The 21886-nt window shown below is 45.3% G+C and carries 25 protein-coding genes; 22 read left to right on the top strand and 3 right to left on the bottom strand.

Annotation, left to right across the window (positions count from 1 at the left end):
• Nucleotides 1-319 precede the first annotated feature (319 nt).
• Nucleotides 320-1222 (top strand): HD domain-containing protein, encoded by a 903-nt coding sequence (locus JW881_09515; protein MBN1697740.1) that lies wholly within the window; start codon nucleotides 320-322, stop codon nucleotides 1220-1222.
• Between the two features lie 243 nt (nucleotides 1223-1465).
• Nucleotides 1466-4597, top strand: coding sequence for a PAS domain S-box protein (locus tag JW881_09520; protein MBN1697741.1), 3132 nt, complete (start codon nucleotides 1466-1468; stop codon nucleotides 4595-4597).
• A 204-nt stretch (nucleotides 4598-4801) separates the two neighbouring features.
• On the opposite strand, the gene hypB is transcribed toward JW881_09520, so the two are convergent.
• Both hypB and JW881_09530 read right to left on the bottom strand, forming a co-directional pair.
• Nucleotides 4802-5479: a hydrogenase nickel incorporation protein HypB gene (gene hypB, locus JW881_09525; protein MBN1697742.1), complete on the bottom strand. Its 678-nt coding sequence runs from the start codon at nucleotides 5477-5479 to the stop codon at nucleotides 4802-4804.
• On the bottom strand, nucleotides 5472-5831 hold the full coding sequence (locus JW881_09530; protein MBN1697743.1) for a hydrogenase maturation nickel metallochaperone HypA: 360 nt from the start codon (nucleotides 5829-5831) through the stop codon (nucleotides 5472-5474). Before JW881_09530 ends, hypB begins: the two co-directional genes overlap by 8 nt.
• A 258-nt stretch (nucleotides 5832-6089) precedes the next feature.
• Between JW881_09530 and JW881_09535 the strand changes: the two genes are divergently transcribed.
• The 20 genes from JW881_09535 (at nucleotide 6090) to JW881_09630 (ending at nucleotide 21191) form a co-directional block, all read left to right on the top strand.
• Nucleotides 6090-7037: an NADH-quinone oxidoreductase subunit H gene (locus JW881_09535; protein MBN1697744.1), complete on the top strand. Its 948-nt coding sequence runs from the start codon at nucleotides 6090-6092 to the stop codon at nucleotides 7035-7037.
• A 167-nt stretch (nucleotides 7038-7204) separates the two neighbouring features.
• Nucleotides 7205-9070 carry an NADH dehydrogenase gene (locus JW881_09540; protein MBN1697745.1) on the top strand — a complete coding sequence of 622 codons (1866 nt, stop codon included), beginning with the start codon at nucleotides 7205-7207 and terminating at the stop codon, nucleotides 9068-9070.
• A 15-nt stretch (nucleotides 9071-9085) separates the two neighbouring features.
• Nucleotides 9086-9646, top strand: a complete 561-nt coding sequence (locus tag JW881_09545) for a DUF4040 domain-containing protein (GenBank protein ID MBN1697746.1) — start codon at nucleotides 9086-9088, stop codon at nucleotides 9644-9646.
• The gene (locus JW881_09550) at nucleotides 9643-10122 is read left to right on the top strand and encodes a hypothetical protein (protein ID MBN1697747.1); all 480 of its coding nucleotides are present in this window, start codon (nucleotides 9643-9645) and stop codon (nucleotides 10120-10122) included. Before JW881_09545 ends, JW881_09550 begins: the two co-directional genes overlap by 4 nt.
• A 5-nt stretch (nucleotides 10123-10127) precedes the next feature.
• Entirely contained in the window at nucleotides 10128-10469 is a 342-nt protein-coding gene (locus JW881_09555) for an NADH-quinone oxidoreductase subunit K (GenBank protein MBN1697748.1), read from the top strand.
• Nucleotides 10466-12007 carry a hypothetical protein gene (locus tag JW881_09560; GenBank protein MBN1697749.1) on the top strand — a complete coding sequence of 514 codons (1542 nt, stop codon included), beginning with the start codon at nucleotides 10466-10468 and terminating at the stop codon, nucleotides 12005-12007. Before JW881_09555 ends, JW881_09560 begins: the two co-directional genes overlap by 4 nt.
• Nucleotides 12008-12029: 22 nt before the next feature.
• Complete coding sequence (locus JW881_09565) at nucleotides 12030-12539, top strand: Na+/H+ antiporter subunit E (protein MBN1697750.1); 510 nt, start codon at nucleotides 12030-12032, stop codon at nucleotides 12537-12539.
• Between the two features lie 15 nt (nucleotides 12540-12554).
• Nucleotides 12555-12821 (top strand): cation:proton antiporter, encoded by a 267-nt coding sequence (locus tag JW881_09570; GenBank protein ID MBN1697751.1) that lies wholly within the window; start codon nucleotides 12555-12557, stop codon nucleotides 12819-12821.
• Nucleotides 12814-13149, top strand: a complete 336-nt coding sequence (locus tag JW881_09575) for a Na+/H+ antiporter subunit G (protein MBN1697752.1) — start codon at nucleotides 12814-12816, stop codon at nucleotides 13147-13149. Before JW881_09570 ends, JW881_09575 begins: the two co-directional genes overlap by 8 nt.
• A 123-nt stretch (nucleotides 13150-13272) precedes the next feature.
• Nucleotides 13273-13740: a hydrogenase 3 maturation endopeptidase HyCI gene (locus JW881_09580; GenBank protein ID MBN1697753.1), complete on the top strand. Its 468-nt coding sequence runs from the start codon at nucleotides 13273-13275 to the stop codon at nucleotides 13738-13740.
• 346 nt (nucleotides 13741-14086) lie between these two features.
• Nucleotides 14087-14437 carry a 4Fe-4S binding protein gene (locus JW881_09585; GenBank protein MBN1697754.1) on the top strand — a complete coding sequence of 117 codons (351 nt, stop codon included), beginning with the start codon at nucleotides 14087-14089 and terminating at the stop codon, nucleotides 14435-14437.
• A gap of 73 nt (nucleotides 14438-14510) precedes the next feature.
• Nucleotides 14511-15008, top strand: a complete 498-nt coding sequence (gene tsaA / locus JW881_09590; GenBank protein MBN1697755.1) for a tRNA (N6-threonylcarbamoyladenosine(37)-N6)-methyltransferase TrmO — start codon at nucleotides 14511-14513, stop codon at nucleotides 15006-15008.
• A 102-nt stretch (nucleotides 15009-15110) separates the two neighbouring features.
• Nucleotides 15111-15467, top strand: a complete 357-nt coding sequence (locus tag JW881_09595; GenBank protein ID MBN1697756.1) for a 4Fe-4S binding protein — start codon at nucleotides 15111-15113, stop codon at nucleotides 15465-15467.
• 146 nt (nucleotides 15468-15613) lie between these two features.
• A complete protein-coding gene (locus tag JW881_09600; protein ID MBN1697757.1) occupies nucleotides 15614-15922 on the top strand; it encodes an MTH1187 family thiamine-binding protein in 309 nt (102 codons plus the stop codon).
• A gap of 91 nt (nucleotides 15923-16013) precedes the next feature.
• Nucleotides 16014-16721, top strand: coding sequence for a YggS family pyridoxal phosphate-dependent enzyme (locus JW881_09605; GenBank protein MBN1697758.1), 708 nt, complete (start codon nucleotides 16014-16016; stop codon nucleotides 16719-16721).
• A 97-nt stretch (nucleotides 16722-16818) separates the two neighbouring features.
• Nucleotides 16819-17772: a thioredoxin-disulfide reductase gene (trxB, locus tag JW881_09610; protein MBN1697759.1), complete on the top strand. Its 954-nt coding sequence runs from the start codon at nucleotides 16819-16821 to the stop codon at nucleotides 17770-17772.
• Between the two features lie 105 nt (nucleotides 17773-17877).
• On the top strand, nucleotides 17878-18237 hold the full coding sequence (locus JW881_09615) for a thioredoxin (GenBank protein MBN1697760.1): 360 nt from the start codon (nucleotides 17878-17880) through the stop codon (nucleotides 18235-18237).
• A gap of 13 nt (nucleotides 18238-18250) precedes the next feature.
• Nucleotides 18251-18484: a glutaredoxin family protein gene (locus tag JW881_09620; protein ID MBN1697761.1), complete on the top strand. Its 234-nt coding sequence runs from the start codon at nucleotides 18251-18253 to the stop codon at nucleotides 18482-18484.
• A gap of 163 nt (nucleotides 18485-18647) precedes the next feature.
• Nucleotides 18648-18983, top strand: a complete 336-nt coding sequence (locus tag JW881_09625) for a NifB/NifX family molybdenum-iron cluster-binding protein (protein MBN1697762.1) — start codon at nucleotides 18648-18650, stop codon at nucleotides 18981-18983.
• A gap of 300 nt (nucleotides 18984-19283) precedes the next feature.
• Nucleotides 19284-21191: a DUF4445 domain-containing protein gene (locus JW881_09630; protein ID MBN1697763.1), complete on the top strand. Its 1908-nt coding sequence runs from the start codon at nucleotides 19284-19286 to the stop codon at nucleotides 21189-21191.
• Between the two features lie 64 nt (nucleotides 21192-21255).
• Here JW881_09630 and JW881_09635 read toward each other — a convergent pair whose 3' ends face one another.
• Nucleotides 21256-21882, bottom strand: a complete 627-nt coding sequence (locus JW881_09635; protein ID MBN1697764.1) for a 4Fe-4S binding protein — start codon at nucleotides 21880-21882, stop codon at nucleotides 21256-21258.
• Nucleotides 21883-21886: the final 4 nt, after the last annotated feature.

The following is a 21886-nucleotide window of genomic DNA, read 5'->3' on the forward strand; positions in this document are numbered from 1 at the left end:
CCGACAGGTATAATCTCGTTACCGAATTTTGCCCCATATCGAAATACCTGTCTGATAATGTGTCTCTCTATAAAATATAATCGCCCTATTGTGCTGAAATACTTTCTTTATTTTTATAATACCGTTATTTATACGCCCGAATCGGAACATGTTAGCATATTATAATGAATATTGCAAGCTTTTTTTAATCTTCCCGAGTTATTTTTAAATGATATGATTCGCTCGGTTTCCCGGCTTTGTATATAAAAATGTAATATCCGAAAAAATAGTTTTGACTATGGCACGGAATTAACCTATTATTTTTAGGTGGAGACGTTGTGTGAAAGGGATTGTATTGCAGTACCCGGTCTATACGCCGGACAATTTCGAATTGCTTTCAAAAGGTAGTCTTTTTACAGAAGAAGACGTACAGCGGGTCATTTCTTCAAAAAAGATAAAATCTCAAAAAACCCGGCTTCTGCTTTCACATGATACGGTGGAAAAGGATTTGTATCGGGAACTTTCTGAGTTCCCATATAATTTGATTTTTATCAGCGAAGATATGATTCATCTTTTCAGGATCATGAATAATATCCGTGTATTTGTATCTTTTATTGATGTTCTGAATTTTTTCAGGAAGAACGATTATTACACGTATCGTCATTTCCTCGTTGTTTTTGCGCTGACGACACTTCTTGCCGAGGATCTTGTTAAAAACAAAAAGATAAAAAACAGCCTTTTTACCTCAGGACCATATCATGATTTCGGTAAAATTTGCGTTCCTCTCGATATTCTTAAAAAACAGAAACCCCTTACCATTGCCGAACGTGACCTTTTGAGACATCACACGATCGCGGGATATACACTCCTGAGTTATTATCAACAGGATATCCACCACATTACCGCCCATGTTGCACTCGATCATCACGAGCGGAGAGACGGCTCGGGTTATCCCCGGGGGATTCCGGATATCGGACTGGTAACCGAGATCGTGGCGGTATGCGATGTCTATGATGCACTCATTTCAAAACGGCCTTACAGGCCTGTTTCCTATGAAAACCGTACCGCACTGGAGGAAATTACCGGCATGGCGCACAACGGGCAATTGGGCTGGAATGTCGTGAAGGCAATCATATGCCGCAATCGTAAAGAAAAACGTTCAGCCGGTGATATTGAGATCTCCGGCGAACATCGCGGCACCCCTCCCGCAGAAAATGTCTATAACAGGTTCATGGAAGAATAGAGGTAACGGGAAGCTTAGTGCGTGTCTTGAAGGGATGATTGCATCCCCGGATACAAACGCCGGTCATTGCCGCTTACAAATCATGTTTCACGCTACAAGAAAAATCCGACACCGGGCTAAATTACTGGCCTCGAGGCATCTTTTTTACTATATTTATATGGTATGAATGAAGTACTGACTGAATCCGACGGTGTACAAAAGAAAAAAAAAGAAACTGAGCTGTTCTCAGGGAATAATCAGGAAATGGTCATTATCGTTGATTCGGCAGGAATCATTCGTTTTTTTTATCAAACCGATTCAGACGCACGATTACAAGATGCGATCGGAAAATCATTACGGCATTATGTATGTAGCGAACATTGGCCGCTGATTCAAAGGGCGATCGATCGTGTAGGAAAGACCGGAAGCGTTATCCGCTTCGAACTTCACCCACCCGAAGGTGCGTATGAAAAAATAAGGTATGCCGTCGAGGCCGGACCGCTCATGGAAAAAGAAAATATCATGGGGGTTGTATTTGTTATAAAAAATATCGCCCGGACAAATGAATCACGGGTGACACATCGTAAGGGTTTGGGGTTTGAAACCCTTATTTCGACAATATCCTCTTTGTTTATCAATGTTTCTTACAGCAGAATCGATGAGGCGATTGTTTCTGCGCTCGGCGATGTCGCACAATTTGTCGATGTCTCCTGCGTGGCCGTTTTTATTTTTGAACCGAAGGGGAAGAAAATGATGACGACCCATGAGTGGTGCAAGCATCCCGATGATTCAATTCTTGACATCCACAGGAAATTATCCTTCAATCATGCGTTTTATAAAAAATTGAGTCTATTTGAAACGATTTCGATCACAAAACCTGAAGATCTCAATGGGTACAGTAAAAAAGAATGGAAGAAAAAAGAGACTTTTCGCTCGATCCTTATCATTCCCATGGAATATAAGGGAAATCTTTACGGGGCGATCGGGTTTTGCAGCAGGCGTGGAGAACAGCGCGACTGGAACGGTGAATTGACGGTCCTGCTTGAATTTATTTCCGCCATCATCGTTAATGCACTGGAACGGAAAAAGTCTGAAGAGGCGACACAGAAAAAAACGGCACGACTTCAGGGCATTTTGAATGCGGCGAAACATGTCTCTTTTGTGATTACCGATACGCATCAGGATGAAACGGCGATTCGGGAATTCAGCCCCGGGGCAGAACATATTTTCGGATACAAGAAGGAAGAAGTTATCGGAAAGCCGGTTTCGATGCTCCACCTTCCGGAAGATACCGATGAATTGAATGAAGTTATCGAGCGAATAAAAAACGGTGAAATCGGTTTTATCGGTGAAAGTACGATGGTGAGAAAGAACGGTGAAAAATTTCCCGCTTTTTTTTCATCATACCCCATCGTCAGCGCCGACGGGGAAATCGACGCCCTGCTTCGCATTGCCATCGATATGACAAAGCAGAAAGAGACGGAACGGGCACTCATCCGGGCGGAACAGGAGAAAGCCCTGATATTGAGTAGTGTGTCCGAACATGTCACCTATCAGGATACATCATTAAAAATTATCTGGGCGAACAGAGCCGCATGTGAATCGGTCGGTTTGACTCATGATAAGATCGAAGGAAGACAATGCTTTGAAATATGGCACGGGAGGGACATACCCTGTGTCAATTGTCCCGTCATGAAGGCGATTGCAGCCGGGACTCCCGCGGAGGGAGAAATGACGACACCCGACGGCCGTATTTGGCTCGTGAAGGGATATCCGGTAAAATCGAAAAAGGGAGATCTTATGGGCGTCGTCGAGGTTACCCGTAATATAACTCCCTTGAAGCTGGCGGAGAAAAAATTAAGACTCACCATGTTTTCGATTGAGCACGCGGCAGTGGCGACACTCTGGATAGAGCCTGACGGGCGTCTGGGGTATGCGAACATCAATGCCTCATCACTGCTCGGCTATAGCCGCGATGAATTGCTTTCCCTTACGGTATTCGACATCGACCCGACAATGGATGAACAACAATGGAAGTATTACTGGAAAAAGATCAAGGAGAAAGGGTCGGGAAGACTTGAAACCCGCCACAGAAAAAAAGACGGGACACTGCTTTCTGTCGACGTGATCGCCAATTTTTTGGAGTTTGAGGGAGACGAATACGTCTTTATTTTCGTTCATGATATCACCGGCAGAAAAAAAGCGGCTGAAGAGAAAAAACAGCTCGAAGAACAGCTGATTCAGGCGGGAAAAATGGAAGCGATCGGCCGGCTTGCAGGCGGTATTGCACATGATTTCAACAACATTCTCACCGGAATGCAGGGGTACCTCCATTTTATCATGCAATCCCTCGACAATGATAATCCTATCCAGAAAGATATAGAAGAAATCAAGAAAGCGATAGAGCGGGCCGCTGGGCTGACGGGACAACTCCTTGCTTTCAGCAGAAAACAGGTGATCGCACCCAGGGTGCTGAATCTCAATCATATTGTCGATGAAGCGAAAAAAATGCTTGCCCGGATTATCGGTGAGGACATCATATTACATGTGAAACATGGGAAATCCCTGAAAAACATTAAATGCGATGCCCATCAAATCGACCAGATTCTTGTCAATCTTGCCATAAATGCCCGTCAGGCAATGGCGAACGGGGGTACGATATGCATCGAAACGCGGAATATCAGGCTGGATGAGGAGTTCTGCATTTCATCGCCTGAAATCAAACCGGGTAAGTATGTACTTCTTCGCTTTGCCGACACGGGTTGTGGCATGGACAAGGAAACGGAAAAACATATTTTTGAACCATTCTATACCACGCGTGAACAGGGGAAAGGGACCGGATTGGGACTTGCAACTGTCTATGGAATTGTCAAACAGCATCACGGACTTATCAAGGTGCATTCAGCAAAAGGCAGGGGAACGGTTTTCAGGATTTACTTTCCCGCCACCGATTATTCAATTCAGCAGGAAAATGAAAAAGAGGGATTTGCCGCGCATGATGCGAAAGAGGGGGAAACGATACTATTGGTGGAAGACGAAACAATGGTCAGGACATTTACCAAACGGCTTCTCTCCATGCACGGCTATATTGTCGTCGATCTGACAAACGGAGTCGACGCGCTTTCGTTCTGCAAGACACATACGGGACCCGTGCATCTTCTCCTTACCGATGTCATCATGCCCGAAATGAACGGCAAACAGCTTTTCGATGAATTGAAAAAACTGATTCCCGACCTCAAAGTCCTCTATATGTCCGGATATTCGGGAGACATAATTTCGGATCAGGGAATTCTGGACTCGAAGACCAATTTTATCTATAAGCCTTTTTCGATTAATGCACTCACCCATAAAATTCGTGATATTCTCGATACATATGAGAATCCGTCGGTGGGGTAGGGATATCCCGGAAGCGATATCCCGGAAGCGATATCCCGGAAGCGATATCCCGGACATTTCATGAGGACTCAAGAAGGTATTGTCGCCGGGTAATCGGCGTTAATGCGGTTTTCTCACGTACAGTTATAAATTAACGCTAACTTGTTTCAATATAAATAATTGATTTAAATACCCAAAAACAGTTTGTATTGTGAGAAAAGCGGGTTAATCGGTCTTCGTTTGTGTATGAATCCCGGGATAACCGGAGATCCAGTCGACGAGGGCCGTCAATCCGTCTCCCCGTAACGCCGATATGTGGAAAACGGGAGAACCGAAATTCACCTTTTTGATATAGTCCATACAATCCTGCAGACGAAAGGGCACGTGGGGAAGCAGGTCTGTTTTTGTCAAAATAATCGCTTTGGATTCCCTGAAAACAAGGGGGTATTTTATGGGTTTATCCTCGCCTTCGGTGACACTCAAAACGACGATTTTTGCATGTTCACCGATGTCGAATTCTGCGGGACAGACCAGGTTTCCGACATTTTCAACGATAACATAATCGATATCGCGAAGCGGAAGGTCGCGAAGTGCATGGTGTACCAGTTTCGCTTCGAGATGACAGATGCCGGAAGTAAGAAGCTGGCTGACGGGAATATGAAGGGCGGCAAGCCGGTCGGCATCATTGGTTGTTTCGATATCGCCTTCGAGGACGGCACACCGATGTTTTTCCCGGATGATCGGTATGATTTTCTCGAGGAGGGCGGTCTTTCCGCAGCCGGGAGAACCGATGATATTGAAAAGGGTAATTCCGTTTTCGGCACAGAGTTTTCTTGTCTTCTCCGCCCATTCGGCATTGTGACCCATAAGGTCACGATAGACTTTGACTGTTTCGCTACTCATTATTGTATTCGACCTCCAGCTTTTCCAGATACATTTCGTTTCCCGTTATCGTTTCGAGGTCCGGAGCACCGCAGTGCCCGCAGAGAAAAACGGGATATGTGATTTCAGCCTGCTTCCCGCATGCATTGCACCGGCAGACGATCGGGACTACATCGATGATCAGGCGTGAGGACTCGGCGACGGTGTCTTTCGTCAGTACCTCAAAGGCGGTTTCAAGGGATTCGGGAACGATCTGATGAAGTCCGCCGACGACAATATGGGCGGCAATCAGGCGTTTGGGCCGCGGGGAAAGCTTTTCGTATTCGGAAACCACCGCCTCGACAAGATTACCGCATAACGAGAATTCGTGCATGTATTATTAATACTCATTTTTATATGTCTCTGTAAAGGCTTGTCTCGTAACTTTCTCTTTACTCCCGAAAACCAACGGGAAGATTACCGGTTGTCCGGCGCCGTATGGCATGAAATTCCGGTCAACTTGTGTGAAAAAAAATAATATTTGTTGACCTTTGAGTGGCAAGTATTCTATAATGCATCCATAAAAATAAACGCTGCTATAAAGATGAGTTGACAAAATGAATTACTTCGGAAAAAATGGAGAATCAAAAGAATGGATGTGATGAATGTATTGAGGAATATATTTCTTTTTTTGATCTTCCCCGGTTTTTTCTTTACCGCAATTATCGGGCTTGTTTCAACGTGGGTGGATCGTAAAGTGACGGCACTGGTTCAGTGGAGGAAAGGGCCTCCGTTTTTACAACCATTCTATGATGTCGTTAAACTCCTTGGCAAGGAGACCATTCTTCCGAAAAACGGCAACAGCTTTGTTTTCCTCGCGGCACCGGTTTTAGGTATTGTGTGTGTTTCAATCGTTTCTTCGATTCTCTGGACCTCAAATATTTATGGAACATCGTTCGTCGGTGACCTGATCGTCGTTATCTACCTGATCACTGTACCGTCGATCGCACTCATCATCGGCGGTTCGGCCTCGGGTAATCCACTTGCTTCACACGGGGCAGGAAGGGAAATGAAGCTGATACTCGCATATGAACTCCCATTTCTGCTTTGCATCGCCGTTGTCGTCCTTAAAGCGGACGGAAGCATACGGATTGCCGATTTAATGCGAACACCCCTTACGGGAAGCGTTTCCGGCGTTATCGCTTTTATTGTCGGGATTCTTGTCGTTCAGGCAAAACTGGGATTCGTTCCCTTTGATATTGCAGAGGCGGAAACTGAAATTATCGCCGGTCCCTATATCGAATATTCCGGTCCGCCGCTTTCGCTTTTTAAGATGACACAGGCCATGATGCTTTTCACGCTTCCGGTGCTGCTTGTCACGTTGTTTCTCGGCGGTTTCAGTTTTATCGGACTGGAAATACTATGGTCGATTTTAAAATTTATCCTTATTCTCGTCGTCATTATCGTGATTAAAAATACGAATCCGCGAATACGTATCGATCAGGCGATGAATTTTTTCTGGTTCGGATGCGGGATCATATCACTGATCGCGCTTGGCCTTGCGATCGCGGGGAAAATATATCAGATACCATGGTTGTAGCAGCAAGATAACGCCGGATGCCGGTCACCGGCGGGACAACGATTATGAATGAGATACGGCAATCGGAGGTCGCGACATATCAGCAATCTTCGATTGCGACGTTTATATAAAACGACGGTAAAAGAAGGGGTTAATCATCTTCATCGTCAAGCGAGCAGGGGGAGAAAATGGACCTGGTATTACTGCTATTGTTACTTGTTTTTGCACCGATCGGCGTCGGCGTACTGTTATTTCTGTTGCCCGGCAAAATAAGGTTTTTGAGAGAAATCGTTTCGTTCATTGTTACGGCGGCAGCTTTTGCGGTAACATTTCCCCTCTTTTTTCAGAAAAATCTCTCGTATATACTTACGCTTGTTTCACTTGAATCATTCGATTTCAGTCTGAGATTTACCCTGAATCCTTTCAATTCGTTTCTGCTTATTTTCCTTACGGGTTTCGGGTTGCTCGTCGCCATATATTCATTTTCATATATGGCGGGAAAAGAGCGCCGTAAGGAATATTATTCCTTTCTTCTTGTCACCGTGGGTGCGGGTTGCGGAATTCTCGTATCGGATCACTTTCTGTTTTTTCTCATATTCTGGGAAGTCGTTTCAATCTCGCTGTATTTCCTCGTTTCGACCGGAACAGACGTATCGCGCGAGGGGGCGACAAAGACAATGGTCATGATCGGCGCTTCAGATGCCTGCCTTTTCGCCGGGATCGGCGTTATCTGGTATATCACCAAAACATTTACCATGAGTGACATCACCGTTCTCCTCAACACCCCGTTGAGCTATCTCGCGTTTTTTCTCGTGCTTACGGGCGCATTGACAAAAGCGGGGTCGATGCCCCTTCACACATGGATTCCATCCGCAAGCAAAGGAAGTCCTGCATCGGTAATGGCGCTTCTTCCCGCATCAATTGACAAACTTCTCGGTATTTATCTGCTTCTCTTGATCACACAAAAGCTGTTTGAAATTACCTTTATCGTTCCCCTCCAGATCATGCTGATGTCGATCGGGGCGGTTACCATTATTGTGGCCGTTATGCTCGCCCTCGTTCAGCACGAACTTCCGAAACTCCTTTCCTATCATGCGATCAGTCAGGTCGGATATATGGTTTTAGGCATCGGCACAATGACCCCGATAGGAATCGCGGGCGGTATCTTCCATATGCTCAACAATTCGCTTTACAAAAGTTCCCTTTTTCTCTGCGGCGGCGCTGTTGAAAAGAAAACCGGAACTAACGATCTCGGTGAGCTGGGCGGACTTGCAAAGGTGATGCCGGTGACGTTTGCCTGCTCTATTATCGCCGCGCTTTCAATTTCCGGGGTACCGCCGCTTAATGGATTCGCATCGAAATGGATGCTTTACCAGGGTGTCATCGCCTCGCCGGCAGGCCGGTTCTCATATATATTCCTGATGATTGCGATGTTCGGGAGCGGTCTCACCCTCGCTTCATTTATCAAAGTGATTTATTCGATATTTTTAGGAAGAAAATCAAAAGTGACCGAAACGGTGAAAAAGGAAATAAACGCAGGTATGTTGATTCCCTCCGTGGTCCTTTCGATTTTCTGTATTGTCTTTGGCGTCGTCTATTTTCTTCCCGTGAATCAATTTATCACCCCGTCCCTGGAAACCCTCGGTGTCGGTTCACTTTCACAGACGGGATTCTGGGACGCGCCGGTCGCAACGGGATTTCTCCTGCTGGGTATTCTTGTCGGTATTCTCATTTACGCGGTGGGGAGGGCAAAGAAACATTCCCGGACCGTAGAGACCTATTACGGCGGAGAGATACTGTCCAATGAAGAAATCAGGGTACCCGGTACAGATTTTTATAATACGATCAGGAATATGAAGGGGCTGAAATCACTTTATAACGTGCAGGAAAAAGGGTGGTTCGATCCCTACGAATTATTCGGAAAAGTGGGTGACGGGATCACATTTGTATTGAAAAAACTGCACAACGGGAAATTGCCCTTTTATCTGTCATGGACGGTTGTGGGATTAGTTGTTTTGATTGTCACCTTGATTTTGACGTATTTTATGGGATAAGGAGAGAGGTGGAGTATGGGACTTATCGAATTATTTATACTTGTCATTATGATATTCATCGTTTGCGGTGCGTTGATCGCCGTGGAAACGAAAAACCTTCTGTCCGCCGTGATTTCGCTGGGTGTGGTGGGGTTCGGACTTTCGATCGCGTTTCTTTTTCTCGGCGCCCCGGACCTGGCGATTATCCAGATTCCGGTCGAAGTCATCCTCCTCATCCTCCTCATCCGTGCAACAATCGGCCGGGATGTAAAGACGACTGCGGATCATATCAGCTGGCCGGCTCTGATCGGTATTGTCTGCGTGATGATCGGTTTTATTGTTTTCGCATGGTTCGCGTTCAATAATCTGAATGAGTTCGGCAAGCCGGTATTCGATACCGTCGCGCGCTCGGCTTCAAAGACATATATCGAAAACGGAGGTGCGGAAACCGGCGCCATGAATATTGTCAGTTCGGTAATCCTCGATTATCGGGCCTATGACACGCTCGGTGAGGCGACGGTCCTGTTTACCGCGATTATCGGGGCCCTTGCCATATTGCGGGGGCGGGCAAAAAGAAAAGAGGAAGAAAAAAAATGAAAGGGATGTCACTTATCGTAAAAACAATCGCTCGCTGGGTGAAAGTATTCATTCTGCTTTTCGGCGTCTATATTACCATTACCGGCCACCTTACCCCGGGCGGGGGATTTGCCGGTGGGGTCATTATCGTCTTTCTCTATATTCTCATCGTACTGGCATACGGTAAAGACGAGGCGTTCAAACGATCGCCGAAGAAGCTTTCACAGATATTCGATTCGGGCGGAGCGCTCGTATTTCTGACAGTCGGTATTCTGGGTTTTTTCTTCGGCGGTATTTTCTTTGACAATTTTATTCAAAAGATGTTCCCGGGCGGCGAGTTCGAATTGCTGAGTGCCGGAACGATCCCGATCAACAATATCGCCATTTGTTTCAAGGTCGCCGGATCACTCTTCAGTGTCTTTCTGATTCTATCCGTGTTACGCATCAGGGAGACAAACGGCCGGAAGGAATATATACAGGATATGGAGGAGGAATAGATCGGATGGTTTTTACCCTTTGTTTTGCTGTTTTTGTTATAGGCCTCTATTGTGCGTTAACAAAGAAAAATATAATCAAGATCGTGATCGGACTCACCCTTATGGAATACAGCGTCAATCTCTTTCTTGTCATGCTCGGTTACAGAAAAGACGGGATAGCCCCGATCAGGACCCGGGGAATCATCGATTTTCTCGAAAGAGCCGTTGATCCGCTTCCCCAGGCCCTTGTCCTCACCTCAATCGTTATCGGTCTGGGCGTCACCGCCATGGCTATCGCGATTTGCATAAGGCTGTATCAGCGATACGGCACCTTTGACATCATGGAGATCAGGAGATTAAAAGGATGAAAGAATTGATACCTCTCTTTGTCATCATTCCATTGGGCGGCGCGTTCCTGACAATCCTCGTGAGCTGGAAGTTTAAAAGACTTTCGGATATCTTCGGCATCTTCGCAACGGGCGGACTGCTCGTGTGCGCGATCATGCTTCCGGTAACCGGGACGGGCGGTACGTATAACGTCGGGGGATGGCCGTTGGGGATCGGCATCAATTTTGTTATCGACGGTTTTTCCACCCTTATGCTTATTATCATCAACCTTGTCAGTTTTGCCGCCACCATATTTTCGATATCATACATGACCCAATACAGCGCCAAGTACAAATATTATTCGCTGTTTCTGCTTATGGTCGCCGGAATGAACGGTGTCGTTTTGACCGGCGATATGTTCAACCTTTTTGTCTTTCTTGAAATCGCATCGATAGCTTCGTATGCCCTTGTCGCTTTCGGCTGCGAACAGGAAGAACTCGAAGCATCGTTCAAATACCTGGTGTTGGGAAGCATCGGTTCGACGCTTATTTTACTCGCCGTAGCTTTTCTCTACGGGATCGCGGGTTCTCTCAATATGGCGGCGATATCGACGGCCTTGTCCGGTATACCGGGTAATCTGCTGACTATGTTCATCGCGGCTTTGTTTATCGTCGGATTCGGGATTAAGGCGGCACTGGTTCCCTTTCATCCGTGGCTGCCGGACGCGCACCCGTCGGCACCCGCGCCCATATCGGCAATGCTCTCCGGAGTTCTCATCAAAGCGCTCGGTATCTATGCATTGACGAGGGTGTTTTTCAACGTAATCGGAGTATCACCATTTTTTGGAATCGTATTGATGATTCTCGGCGTTCTTTCGATGACGATCGGTGTGTTTCTCGCGGTCGGCCAATGGGATTTCAAACGGCTTCTGGCATACCACAGTATCAGCCAGATGGGGTATGTGGTACTCGGGATCGGTCTCGGCGCGTATATGATCGCAGAAGGAGGTCCGGTACTCGTTTCCGGTTTTGCATTACTCGGCGGTATCTTTCACCTTGCCAATCACGCCGTCTTCAAATCGCTGCTTTTTCTCTGCTCGGGATCGGTTCAATACGCGACCGGTACCCGTCAGTTGAAAGAAATGGGGGGACTGAAGGAAAAAATGCCGGTGACCCGGTTTGCAACGACCGTCGCTTCGCTTTCGATAGCCGGTGTCCCGCCGTTCAACGGGTTCTTCAGCAAACTCGTGATCGTGATCGCGACAATTATGGCCGCACTCTATAATCCGGTGTTTCTTGTGTTGACCTTTTTCGCCCTTCTTGTCAGTTTCGTCACGCTGGTTTCTTTTCTCAAGGTGCTTCGCTATACATTTCTCGGAATGCTAAAAGATACATTCCGGCAGATAAAGGAATCACCGGCGGCAATGGGCATCGCGATGGTTTTTCTTGCCGTTTTTTGCATCGGGATGGGGATCCTGCTTGTTCCCCAGTTGCGTGAAGTCCTGCTCGATCCGGCGGTAGATGCGCTGGCGGGCGGTCTGAAGTACGCGGAAAATGTTGTTGCGGGATATATTCCGTAAAAAAGAAATAGAAGGAGGATGCATGCGTAAGCTGGCATTATTTATATTTTCATTTATCATCTGGTATCTATTGACCTGGCCGTTTGATTTCACCACACGGACTTTGGATTGGCAGATGTTGATCGCGGGTTGTATCGTCTCGCTTCTTGCGACTATAATTCTGGGAGAAGTATTCAGGAAGCATAAGCACAAACGATTTGTTCTCCTGCGATATTTCTGGGCGCTTGCCTATATTCCGGTTCTTTTTTATTACATGCTGCTCGCGAACTTCGATGTTCTCTACCGGGTCGTTCATCCGGCCATGCCGATCAATCCCGGTATTGTCAAGGTGAAGACGAAACTCACTACCGATACCGGAAAAACGGCGCTGGCAAACTCGATAACGCTTACCCCCGGCACACTCACCGTGGATATAAACTCGGACGGTGTCATCTATGTGCATTGCATCAATATAAAGGAAACAAAAACGGTAGAAGCGACACAAGAAATCGTCGGCCGGTTCGAGAAAATTCTCGTAAAAATATTTGAATAAAAAAGGGAGTAACAGATGAATGCGATCTATGTGATATACTTTGCCGTTCTGGGTGGCTGTTGTTTTCTCTGCCTGATAAGGATTTTGTTGGGTCCGACGGCCCCCGACCGGACAGTGGCTATCGATATTTTGGGTATTGTCATAGTCGGATTCTGTGCGTTGCTGGCCGTCATCACAAAACAGGATTTTTATATCAATATCGCCATTGCATGGGGATTGCTGAGTTTTATCGGGACGATTGCCCTGGCAAAATACCTCGAAGGGAGGGGATTCGATGAATGAGCTGATAGGACATATATGCCTTATTGTCGGATTGGTTTTTAATTTTTTCGGGTGTGTGGGGCTTATAAGATTTCCCGATATCTATAACAGACTCCAGGCGGGAACGAAATGTGTCACATTCGGGACAATTTTTATCCTGATCGGGGTCATGGCCTTCCTGGGATTTTCGGCAACAGGGATCAAAGCGATACTCTGTCTCATTTTTATCCTCATCACCTCACCGACTGCCGCCCACGCCATTTCAAAGGGCGCCCATATTTCAGGTGTCAGACTCTGGAAAAAAAGTGTCATCGATGTCTACGAAGAGGATACGAAGAAATCCTCCTGAACGCGATGAAAACGTAACCAGGATAAGGGGAAGCGGAAGAAGCGGGTCCGTTGTCGTAAACATGTCGAAGGAATACCACGAAAGCATGTTATCGCGTCAGAAACATATGGGTACGTATATAAAATGACCGCGATTGGAAAAAGTATCAAATCGTTTATTAAAGGGAATGCACTCGTTGTCGGTATCGGAAATTGTCTGAAGGGGGATGACGGAGCAGGGAGTCTTTTAGCGCAGCAACTTTCAACCGGCGGCCGGATCGATTGTCTCGATGCGGGTGTAAGTATAGAAAACTATCTGGGCACGATCGTGAAAAAGAAGCCGGATACGCTTCTCATTATCGATGCCGTGGATTTCGGGGCCTCCCCGGGAACGATCCGGGTATTCGAGAGGCCGAATTTTCCGGTAACCCACGTTTCGACACACGGTATGTCGCTGCATTTTTTCTTCGACATGCTTCATCAAGAAGGCGTTACGAATATAATCCTTATCGGTATTCAGCCCGAACGTGTCACCCTGGGGGAAGGGTTGAGTGCACCTGTACAATCCGCACTCGATGAACTCTATGAAATCCTCATCAGGTTACTTGCATAGTACTTATGAAAAGCTGATAACTGTGTGAATTATGTGAAAAAACCGGCCGATTTATTATGTGGTTTTCTCATGGCATAGTTTTTAGGAATCATTTCAGTTTATACGAAAATCCGGGAAAAATCGTGACATTACATATTTCCTAATTGATGTCGATGTTTTTATAGCCGGACTGACGGATTTTTATTAATGAAACCGCGTTATTTATTTTCAGTCGTTGACATAATTGTAAATAACCTTTACATTATTAAAGTGATAATGAAAACCATTATCAATAACACTAACTATGGCGAGATAGTTTAGTGATAAAAATCGAGCGGGTAAATACCATTGGAATCTGGAGGTGATCATGTATTATGTAAATAAAGAAGAATGCACGGGATGCGGGACTTGTATCAATGTATGTCCGAAGGGTGCCATTAATGTGGAAAATAACAAAGCATTCATCGCTGTCGATATATGTACCGAATGCGGAAGATGTTATCACGTTTGTCCACAGGAAGCAATTCATTCGACGTCACAGTTGGAAAGAGATACGAATCAAAATACTAATCGTGGAATTTTTGTTCCGGGATTTATTTCAGGCGACGCTATGGGAATTGGCAAAAGAATGGGACGCGGCAAGGGATTGGGAAAAGGAAAACGCGCAGGAAAAGCAAGAGGGAGAGGAAGAGGAAGAGGCGGCGGGGGCTTTCAATAATTATTCCAGTCCGAGATTGCCTGCGATGTATTGTGTTCAACATGGATGCGAAAACAATAGATTAGGATGATTGGTGAAACGACGTATTTGTTTCGAAAAAATAGGATTGATCAAAACACCTTATACGGATAAAGCACCTTATCAGCCTTTCGATGATGATGCGGGAGAGTTTCGGATTATTGTCGATCCCGAATATAAACAGGGGCTCCGCGATCTGGAAAAATTCGCCTATATTTATGTTATTTATTATATAGACCATCTGACATCGAGACCGCTGATGAGTGTAATTCCCCCATGGACAAACGGAATGAGTGTCGGTATTTTCGCGAGTAGAGCGCCGAATCGTCCGAACCCTGTCGGCATCAGTGTCGTCCGGTTGAAACGTATTGTCGATAACGAAATTTATATTTCCGGGATTGATGTTTTTAATGACACACCGTTGCTGGATATCAAGCCGTATATACGCGAACTAGATTCAAAGGAAGATGCCAATTACGGATGGATTGACGGACTCGATGGCGACGGAGAGCATCTTATGCTTCATATCAGGGGAGTGCCGCATGATTTTTAGCGTTACACATTTTGAAGAAAAGAAACGCCGGCGTCAATCATCTGTTGCTGCGGGTTTATTGTTCATACAACTAATTACTAAAAAAATTAAGGAGGAATCATTATGCCATGGATTGACAAGGTATTGTGCGAGATGTGTGGAATATGCGTGGGGAATTGTCCGGTTAACGCTATTTCAATCACAGGGGACGATGCAGCGGAGATAAATATGAATGAATGTATACGCTGCGGTGAATGTCATGATATTTGTCCCGCCAAAGCGGTAAAACACGATAGTGAAAAGATACCTGAAAGGGTTGATGACAATATCGAAATCGCGCAACGTCTGCTTAAAAAATGTAAAACCAGAAAAGAACAGATCGTTTATATTGACAAATATTTACGGGCATTTACTATTGAAAACAAAATAAATCAGATGTCTATCGAAAAACTTGAAGCAATAAAGAATGGATTGAGTTGAATGTTTCTTAAAGCCGGCGTTTCCTGTTCCGATAGCCCGTCAGGGTGTTTTCTGTTTTTTTGCAATTGAAGGTCATGGTGTTGCGGTTTTGCGTGCATTGCATTATTTATGTTAAAAAATATTTATATGCCGGAGAGGAGATAACGATGGCGATTATGGAAATCAGTATTGTTCCCGTCGGAACAAAGGATGCATCTGTCAGCCGATATGTCGCCGGGACATTGAAAGTATTGGAACATGAAAAAGGGATTAGTTACACATTGAATCCGATGGGGACAGTCGTGGAGGCGGAATCTTTGGCAAAGATTTTTGAGATAGCTGCGAGAATGCATGATTCGGTTTTTAACGATGAGGTCACGAGAGTGGTAACAACAATAAAAATCGACGAAAGAAGAGATAAGCGGGTTACGATGCTGGGAAAGATAAAAGCGGTAGAGGACAAATTGAATGTTTAGTGCGATGTCGTCAGCAAAGGATGTTCTCCAAACATGGCGGCATATTTATATGCGTTTATCGTGACGAAGAAAACAGCGGAGGGCGCAATGAATGGGTATCATAGAGAATTATAAAAGATTGAGGGATGAAATTGATAATAACGTGACAATCGTATTGGCGGCGAAGACGGCAACGAGAGAAGAAATCCTTGAAGCGGTATCCGCAGGGGTGACCGATATCGGACAAAATTATGTTCAGGAAGCACAATCCCTTTATTCACAGTTGGGAGAAGAAGCAAAAGGAATAACGTGGCATATGATAGGAGCTTTGCAGACAAATAAAATAAATAAGGCACTGTCGATTTTCGATGTCATTCAGACCGTTGATTCGATTGAAACGGCAAACGCGATTAATAAACGGGTGAAAGCAGCAGGGAAAGAGCACGTTTCAGTTTATATCGAGATAAATATAGGCAGTGAGTTTACCAAGTTCGGTGTAAAACCCGAATATTGTATCATAGAAGATTTGGTCAGAGCAATTTCGAATTTGCCGTATCTGCGATTGGATGGTTTGATGACAATGGGCCCGCGATCCGGTGATCCGGAAGCAATCAGGCCGTATTTCAGAAAAGCGAAAGAAATAATGGAAAGAATACGATTACTAGGACTTCCTCGAGTCTCCATGAAAACGTTGTCGATGGGTATGTCAAACTCATATAAAATCGCGATCGAGGAAGGCAGTACAATGATCAGATTGGGTACCGTTATATTGGGTGCAAGAAAATGCGTATCGGCGCAGGATAACGATGATGGTAACTAACGAGTTTGATTTTTTATGAATAAACAAGGTTGTAAAAATTGAGTTTTCAGAGTATCTGAAAATATAAGCATTGATGAAAAAGGAGATGGCGTAGAGAATGTCGGACAACAATTATGAAGTAATAATTATCGGTGGAGGGCCGGCGGGATATAGCGCGGGGATATACGCGACAAGGGCTATGCTAAAGACCTTATTAATTGAAAGCTGTACAGTTTTATCGCAATTGATGTTGACTGATCTCATAGAGAATTATCCTGGATTTCCGGGGAATATAAAGGGGTATGAATTAATTGAAAACCTTAAAAAACAGGCCCGTTATTTTGGTCTCGAAATAAAGGAAGGATTTGTTGAGTATATCGAGTGTATCAATGCTACAGATAGAAAGTGGCGTGTAGTAACGCAAAACAAAGCCAGTTATACAGCGTACAGCATTATCGCCGCATCGGGTGCAAAAGCAAAAATGCTCGGGGTAAAGGGAGAAAAAGAATTGCGTGGAAAGGGAGTATCATATTGCGCTGTGTGCGATGGGGCTTTCTTTAGAAACAAAACGGTGGCGGTCGTCGGTGGCGGAGACACCTCAATCCAGGAAGCTCTTTTTTTAACACGGTATGCTTCAAAGGTGAACGTTGTTCATAGAAGGAACAGGCTTCGCGCCGAACAATTTCTACAAGAACAGGCATTCAAAAACGACAAAATTGAATTTATCTGGGATTCTATCGTGCAAGAAATCGAAGGGACGGATACCGTTGAAAACATAAAACTAAAAAATTTGAAGAAAGATAGCGTAACGGATTTCAATTGCGATGGAGTCTTCATATTTGTCGGTTTCACTCCGAATACGGAATACGTAAGAAGGATCGTAAAAACAGATGATACGGGGTGGATAATCACTGACGGCAAGATGAATACAAATGTGTCTGGAATATTCGCGGCGGGAGATTTACGTTCAAATACCTACCGGCAGATAGCGACTGCTGTGGGCGATGGCGTAACCGCCGCGTTATCATGTGAAAAATATATTTCGCGGATGAGGGGGAATGAATATGTATGAGATGTAATATATTATTGGTTTTCCCGAAAACGGAGTGTGAATATATTACTATTCCGCCGTAAATAACGATATCAAATACAGTAACAATTATTTTAGGAGGTGATAATGTTATTAACAAAGTTGCTTCATTTGGAAACGAATGAAGAAACAGAAAATTCCTTGAAAGAGAATGAAAATGCGGTCATATGTTGCGGAAGGATGGGGCCGATGTGTATTCCCGTGTACCAGATTCTGGAAACATTAGAATCGGACTATTCCCATGTCGCTTTTTTTGACATGGATTTCGATATTGAAGCGGCGTGGGCTATCAGGGATTTACCTGTGTGTGCGACTTTCATGGGGCTGCCTTTTACCGTCAATTATAAGCACGGAAAAGTTGTGGCCGCGATTACCAGTATTCAGAACAAAAAACAGATAACAGAAATACTCGCTAACAAATTCTCTCAAAAGGAGAGCAATAGATAAGGAGGACGTAATCATGACGGCGGATTTATACACAACACCAAGCTGCGGATATTGCCGACAGGCAAAAGATTATTTAAGAAAACTCGGTATCAATGTAAAAGAAATCGACATAACGAGGGATGAAAGAAGCATGCAGGAGTTTGCGAGAAGGGTTGGTTCTCATTCAGGAGTTCCCGTAATTTTTCTCAAAGGCGTACAAATCAAGGGATTTGATAAAAACAAGATCGATAACGTCCTATGTATTTAAAATGTGTGAAATTGCAGGGAAAGTGTGTCTTGAGAGATGAAAAATTATTGAGTTTATTTTTATAGAATACAGGGAGATGAGAGAGTAGTGATCCTGACTTGTATTTATTATTTCGATACTGACATCATCATGATTTATTGGAAACAGGTAAAGGAATAAAGGCATGAAAATATGTGTAACGGCAAAAGGTCCGAGTCCGTTATCCGAAATGGATACGGATTTCGAACGATGCGGATATTTCACTTTTTTTATCGATGGCGGGAGGGGATTCGATGCGGTCAAAAATAATAGAGGGGATGATCCCGTACAATTACTGTTAAAGAAAAATGTCGATGTTGTTATCACAAAAACAATAACGAAGCAATCAAAAAAGCGTCTTGACGATGTCAATATCCGGGTATATTTTGGAGTTGGAAATTCGATCAGGGAGGAGGTTGTAAAATTCGAAAAAGGCGAATTGGTGCAAATAAATAAGTTTAACCCGATTTTGCCGGAATAAACGGCTGACATATCGTTATTGATTGAAATGAAATGCCTGAATGATTTGCGGGTAATAGGTGTCTACTATATTTACTGATTACGCCGAATAACGGAAAGATGGAAAATGAATATGAGGGGAAACGTAACGTTGTAAGATTTGGTGTCGGGCATGGCTGTAAAAACGCGATATATTATAATACGTTAGGGGTCCCAGCAATGCTTGTTTTAAAAACAATAGGGATGTCGCACGGGAAGCCGGGACCGGCTTATAAGCGGAAAACCAATACTTTTTAAAATAATAACTGCAGGCGGTATACCGATGTCGATTATATTTAATACTGGAGAGAATGATGTTATCATATCAAACGATCCTGACAAAACAATACTGGAATTAGCCGAAAGTGCGCGTATATATCTAAAATCCGATTGCGGGGGAACCGGTAAATGCGGGAAATGCCGGTGCGTTCTGGAAAAAGGACATTTCAGGCTGGGAACAGGTGAAGAAATAGTTGTATCCGGAAAAAAAGGAATCAACACACTCGCATGCCGGACAAGAGTGATCGGTAATGAGGCCGTTGTATCGATTCCGCAAAACTCGATTTCTGGGATAGCGGGACGGATCGTTGAGGAGTTTTTTCTGAACCGGTATCACCATGATCCTCCGACTAAAAAATATTGTCTTGCCTTTAGCGATTCCGCATCCGGGAAACAACGTTCGGATGGGAAACGGCTTCTGGACGAAGTATACAGGCGGACATCGTTAAAGGAGATCGCCGTCCCGCTTGAGGTGCTTCAGACGTTATCCGACCTTACGGCAGAAGGCGAGAATATCGTTACCGTAACAATGGGCACGTCGCGGGATGGCCCGCACATGATCCGTATCGAAGCGGGCGATACGGCACGTGATAATTTCGCCTGTGCCCTGGATATCGGAACGACGACCGTCGTCGGTATCCTCGTCGATCTTTTAAATGGAAAAATCAAATCACGTGCTTCACGCTATAACGCGCAAACCCGTATTTCAGGCGATGTCGTTTCGAGAATATCCTACTGCAAAAAAAGGGAAGACATCAACACCTTACAGAAACTCATTGTCCGGGAAACGGTCAATCCGATTATCGATGAATTATGTTCGAATGCGGGCATCGCCCCTGATCGGATAAACCGTGTTGCCGTATCGGGCAATACCGTCATGATGCATCTGTTTTTGGCCCTGAATCCGTCCAATATCGGGAAAGCACCGTTTACGCCCGTCATGCGGAACACGGGTGTCTTTCGGGCAAAAGAAATCGGTATCGGAATACACGGCACGGGCCTGGTCGATATCCTTCCAGCCGTCTCGGCGTATATCGGCGGGGATATCGCGGCGGATATGTATGTGTCGAAGTTGCATAAGGGAAAAGGGCCCGCAGTTCTGATCGATATCGGAACGAACGGCGAGATCGTGTTGTGCGAGAAAGGTCGTCTTTCGGCCTGTTCAACGGCCGCGGGTCCCGCGTTCGAAGGCTACGGGCTGTATCACGGGTGCCGGGCAAGCAGGGGCGCCGTGGAGAAGATTGCTTTTGACGATGGTCACAATATAACATACCGGACGATCGGGGGTGAGAAGGCGACGGGAATATGCGGGACCGGGTATATCGATTTTATCGCCTCCGGTTTCGGTATCGGATTGATTGAAACCTCCGGAAAATACAATTCTGAATTGCTGAAATCGCTTCATCTGTACCATACGGTTGAGAAAGACGGCAGTAAAATTACCGCATGTATCATTACACCCGAAAACGAATCGGGGCTGGATGAACCGGTTTTGGTTCTCGAATCCGATATAGCGGCGATATTACAGGCAAAAGCGGCCGTTTATGCCGGGTTGAAAACACTGTTGGCGATAAGGAAGAAAGGTTTCGACGACATACGTAAGCTTATCCTTGCGGGAGGGTTTGCCGGACATCTCGATATCGAAAATGCGATGGTAATGGGATTGATCCCGGATATCCCTCCGGAACGTATCGAGTTTATCGGCAACGGCTCTCTCGGCGGCGCGTATTGCGCTCTTGTCGAATCAGATGCACTCGATGCAATGACCGCACTTTCGGACCTTCCCAATGTAATCGAATTGAATCTGCACAAGGATTTTCAGTCAAATTACATCGACGCACTTTTTTTGCCCAATTTAAACGAGAATGATTTTGCAGCGATTTTACGCAGGCGGCATATTCAAGGTTATTGAAGACAAGGGTCTTTCGGTTTACTCACCGTCGGATTTTTTTACACAAAAAAAGAAATCTATTCCGTCACCCCGTCTCTTCTGTTGTCAGCGTCGTTTTTCTCCTGCATCGGGCACAGAGTATTTTTACCCTGTCGGACCTTCCATCGTCCTTTATTGCGGAAACGAGATTGTCGTCGATGACGCCAAGACGCTTTAACCGCGATTGATATATTGTGGGGCTCGAGTAGGCGAGTTCGCCTATTTTATCGGCGATCCAGTTGAGGTGCGCCTTGCATGCGACCGGCTCCCCGCAGATTTCACACAGCTGAAGTTCACGGTCGATCGTTTCATAAGCCTTTTTCCTGTCAAAAAAGGCAAGGTCGAAGTCCTTTGACAGTTTGATTCCTTCTTTGTCGGCGATGCAGTGTGCTTCGCATTCGCCGCAGAAAATACAGGTGTCCGTGTAATGGATGATCGTCCGCATCGGGGGATCGGCGCCCGTATTGTCCTCATGCGCGATTGCCTGAACGGGACACACTTGCTCGCAGGCGAGACAGCCAACACATTTATCTTCGTTGAATTTCGGCTGTCCCCTGAAGTTTTTATACGGTACGTGGGGTTTCTTCGGAAATCCGGTGGTATATGGTCTGACCAGTCCGACCGTCAACGCCTTGATTGCCTCGATAAGTTCTCTGACTTTTGGTATTCCCATGGCT

It is taken from the genome of Spirochaetales bacterium (assembly GCA_016930085.1).
GTDB lineage: Bacteria > Spirochaetota > Spirochaetia > SZUA-6 > JAFGRV01 > JAFGHO01.

Bases quoted from the DNA above. Each gene is read 5' to 3' on its own strand.
- JW881_09520 (MBN1697741.1), top strand. From the start codon at position 1,466: ATGGTCATTATCGTTGATTCGGCAGGAATCATTCGTTTTTTTTATCAA.
- hypB (MBN1697742.1), bottom strand. From the start codon at position 5,479: ATGAGTAGCGAAACAGTCAAAGTCTATCGTGACCTTATGGGTCACAAT.
- JW881_09530 (MBN1697743.1), bottom strand. From the start codon at position 5,831: ATGCACGAATTCTCGTTATGCGGTAATCTTGTCGAGGCGGTGGTTTCC.
- JW881_09535 (MBN1697744.1), top strand. From the start codon at position 6,090: ATGGATGTGATGAATGTATTGAGGAATATATTTCTTTTTTTGATCTTC.
- JW881_09540 (MBN1697745.1), top strand. From the start codon at position 7,205: ATGGACCTGGTATTACTGCTATTGTTACTTGTTTTTGCACCGATCGGC.
- JW881_09545 (MBN1697746.1), top strand. From the start codon at position 9,086: ATGGGACTTATCGAATTATTTATACTTGTCATTATGATATTCATCGTT.
- JW881_09550 (MBN1697747.1), top strand. From the start codon at position 9,643: ATGAAAGGGATGTCACTTATCGTAAAAACAATCGCTCGCTGGGTGAAA.
- JW881_09555 (MBN1697748.1), top strand. From the start codon at position 10,128: ATGGTTTTTACCCTTTGTTTTGCTGTTTTTGTTATAGGCCTCTATTGT.
- JW881_09560 (MBN1697749.1), top strand. From the start codon at position 10,466: ATGAAAGAATTGATACCTCTCTTTGTCATCATTCCATTGGGCGGCGCG.
- JW881_09565 (MBN1697750.1), top strand. From the start codon at position 12,030: ATGCGTAAGCTGGCATTATTTATATTTTCATTTATCATCTGGTATCTA.
- JW881_09570 (MBN1697751.1), top strand. From the start codon at position 12,555: ATGAATGCGATCTATGTGATATACTTTGCCGTTCTGGGTGGCTGTTGT.
- JW881_09575 (MBN1697752.1), top strand. From the start codon at position 12,814: ATGAATGAGCTGATAGGACATATATGCCTTATTGTCGGATTGGTTTTT.
- JW881_09580 (MBN1697753.1), top strand. From the start codon at position 13,273: ATGACCGCGATTGGAAAAAGTATCAAATCGTTTATTAAAGGGAATGCA.
- JW881_09585 (MBN1697754.1), top strand. From the start codon at position 14,087: ATGTATTATGTAAATAAAGAAGAATGCACGGGATGCGGGACTTGTATC.
- JW881_09595 (MBN1697756.1), top strand. From the start codon at position 15,111: ATGCCATGGATTGACAAGGTATTGTGCGAGATGTGTGGAATATGCGTG.
- JW881_09600 (MBN1697757.1), top strand. From the start codon at position 15,614: ATGGCGATTATGGAAATCAGTATTGTTCCCGTCGGAACAAAGGATGCA.
- JW881_09605 (MBN1697758.1), top strand. From the start codon at position 16,014: ATGGGTATCATAGAGAATTATAAAAGATTGAGGGATGAAATTGATAAT.
- trxB (MBN1697759.1), top strand. From the start codon at position 16,819: ATGTCGGACAACAATTATGAAGTAATAATTATCGGTGGAGGGCCGGCG.
- JW881_09615 (MBN1697760.1), top strand. From the start codon at position 17,878: ATGTTATTAACAAAGTTGCTTCATTTGGAAACGAATGAAGAAACAGAA.
- JW881_09620 (MBN1697761.1), top strand. From the start codon at position 18,251: ATGACGGCGGATTTATACACAACACCAAGCTGCGGATATTGCCGACAG.
- JW881_09625 (MBN1697762.1), top strand. From the start codon at position 18,648: ATGAAAATATGTGTAACGGCAAAAGGTCCGAGTCCGTTATCCGAAATG.
- JW881_09630 (MBN1697763.1), top strand. From the start codon at position 19,284: ATGTCGATTATATTTAATACTGGAGAGAATGATGTTATCATATCAAAC.
- JW881_09635 (MBN1697764.1), bottom strand. From the start codon at position 21,882: ATGGGAATACCAAAAGTCAGAGAACTTATCGAGGCAATCAAGGCGTTG.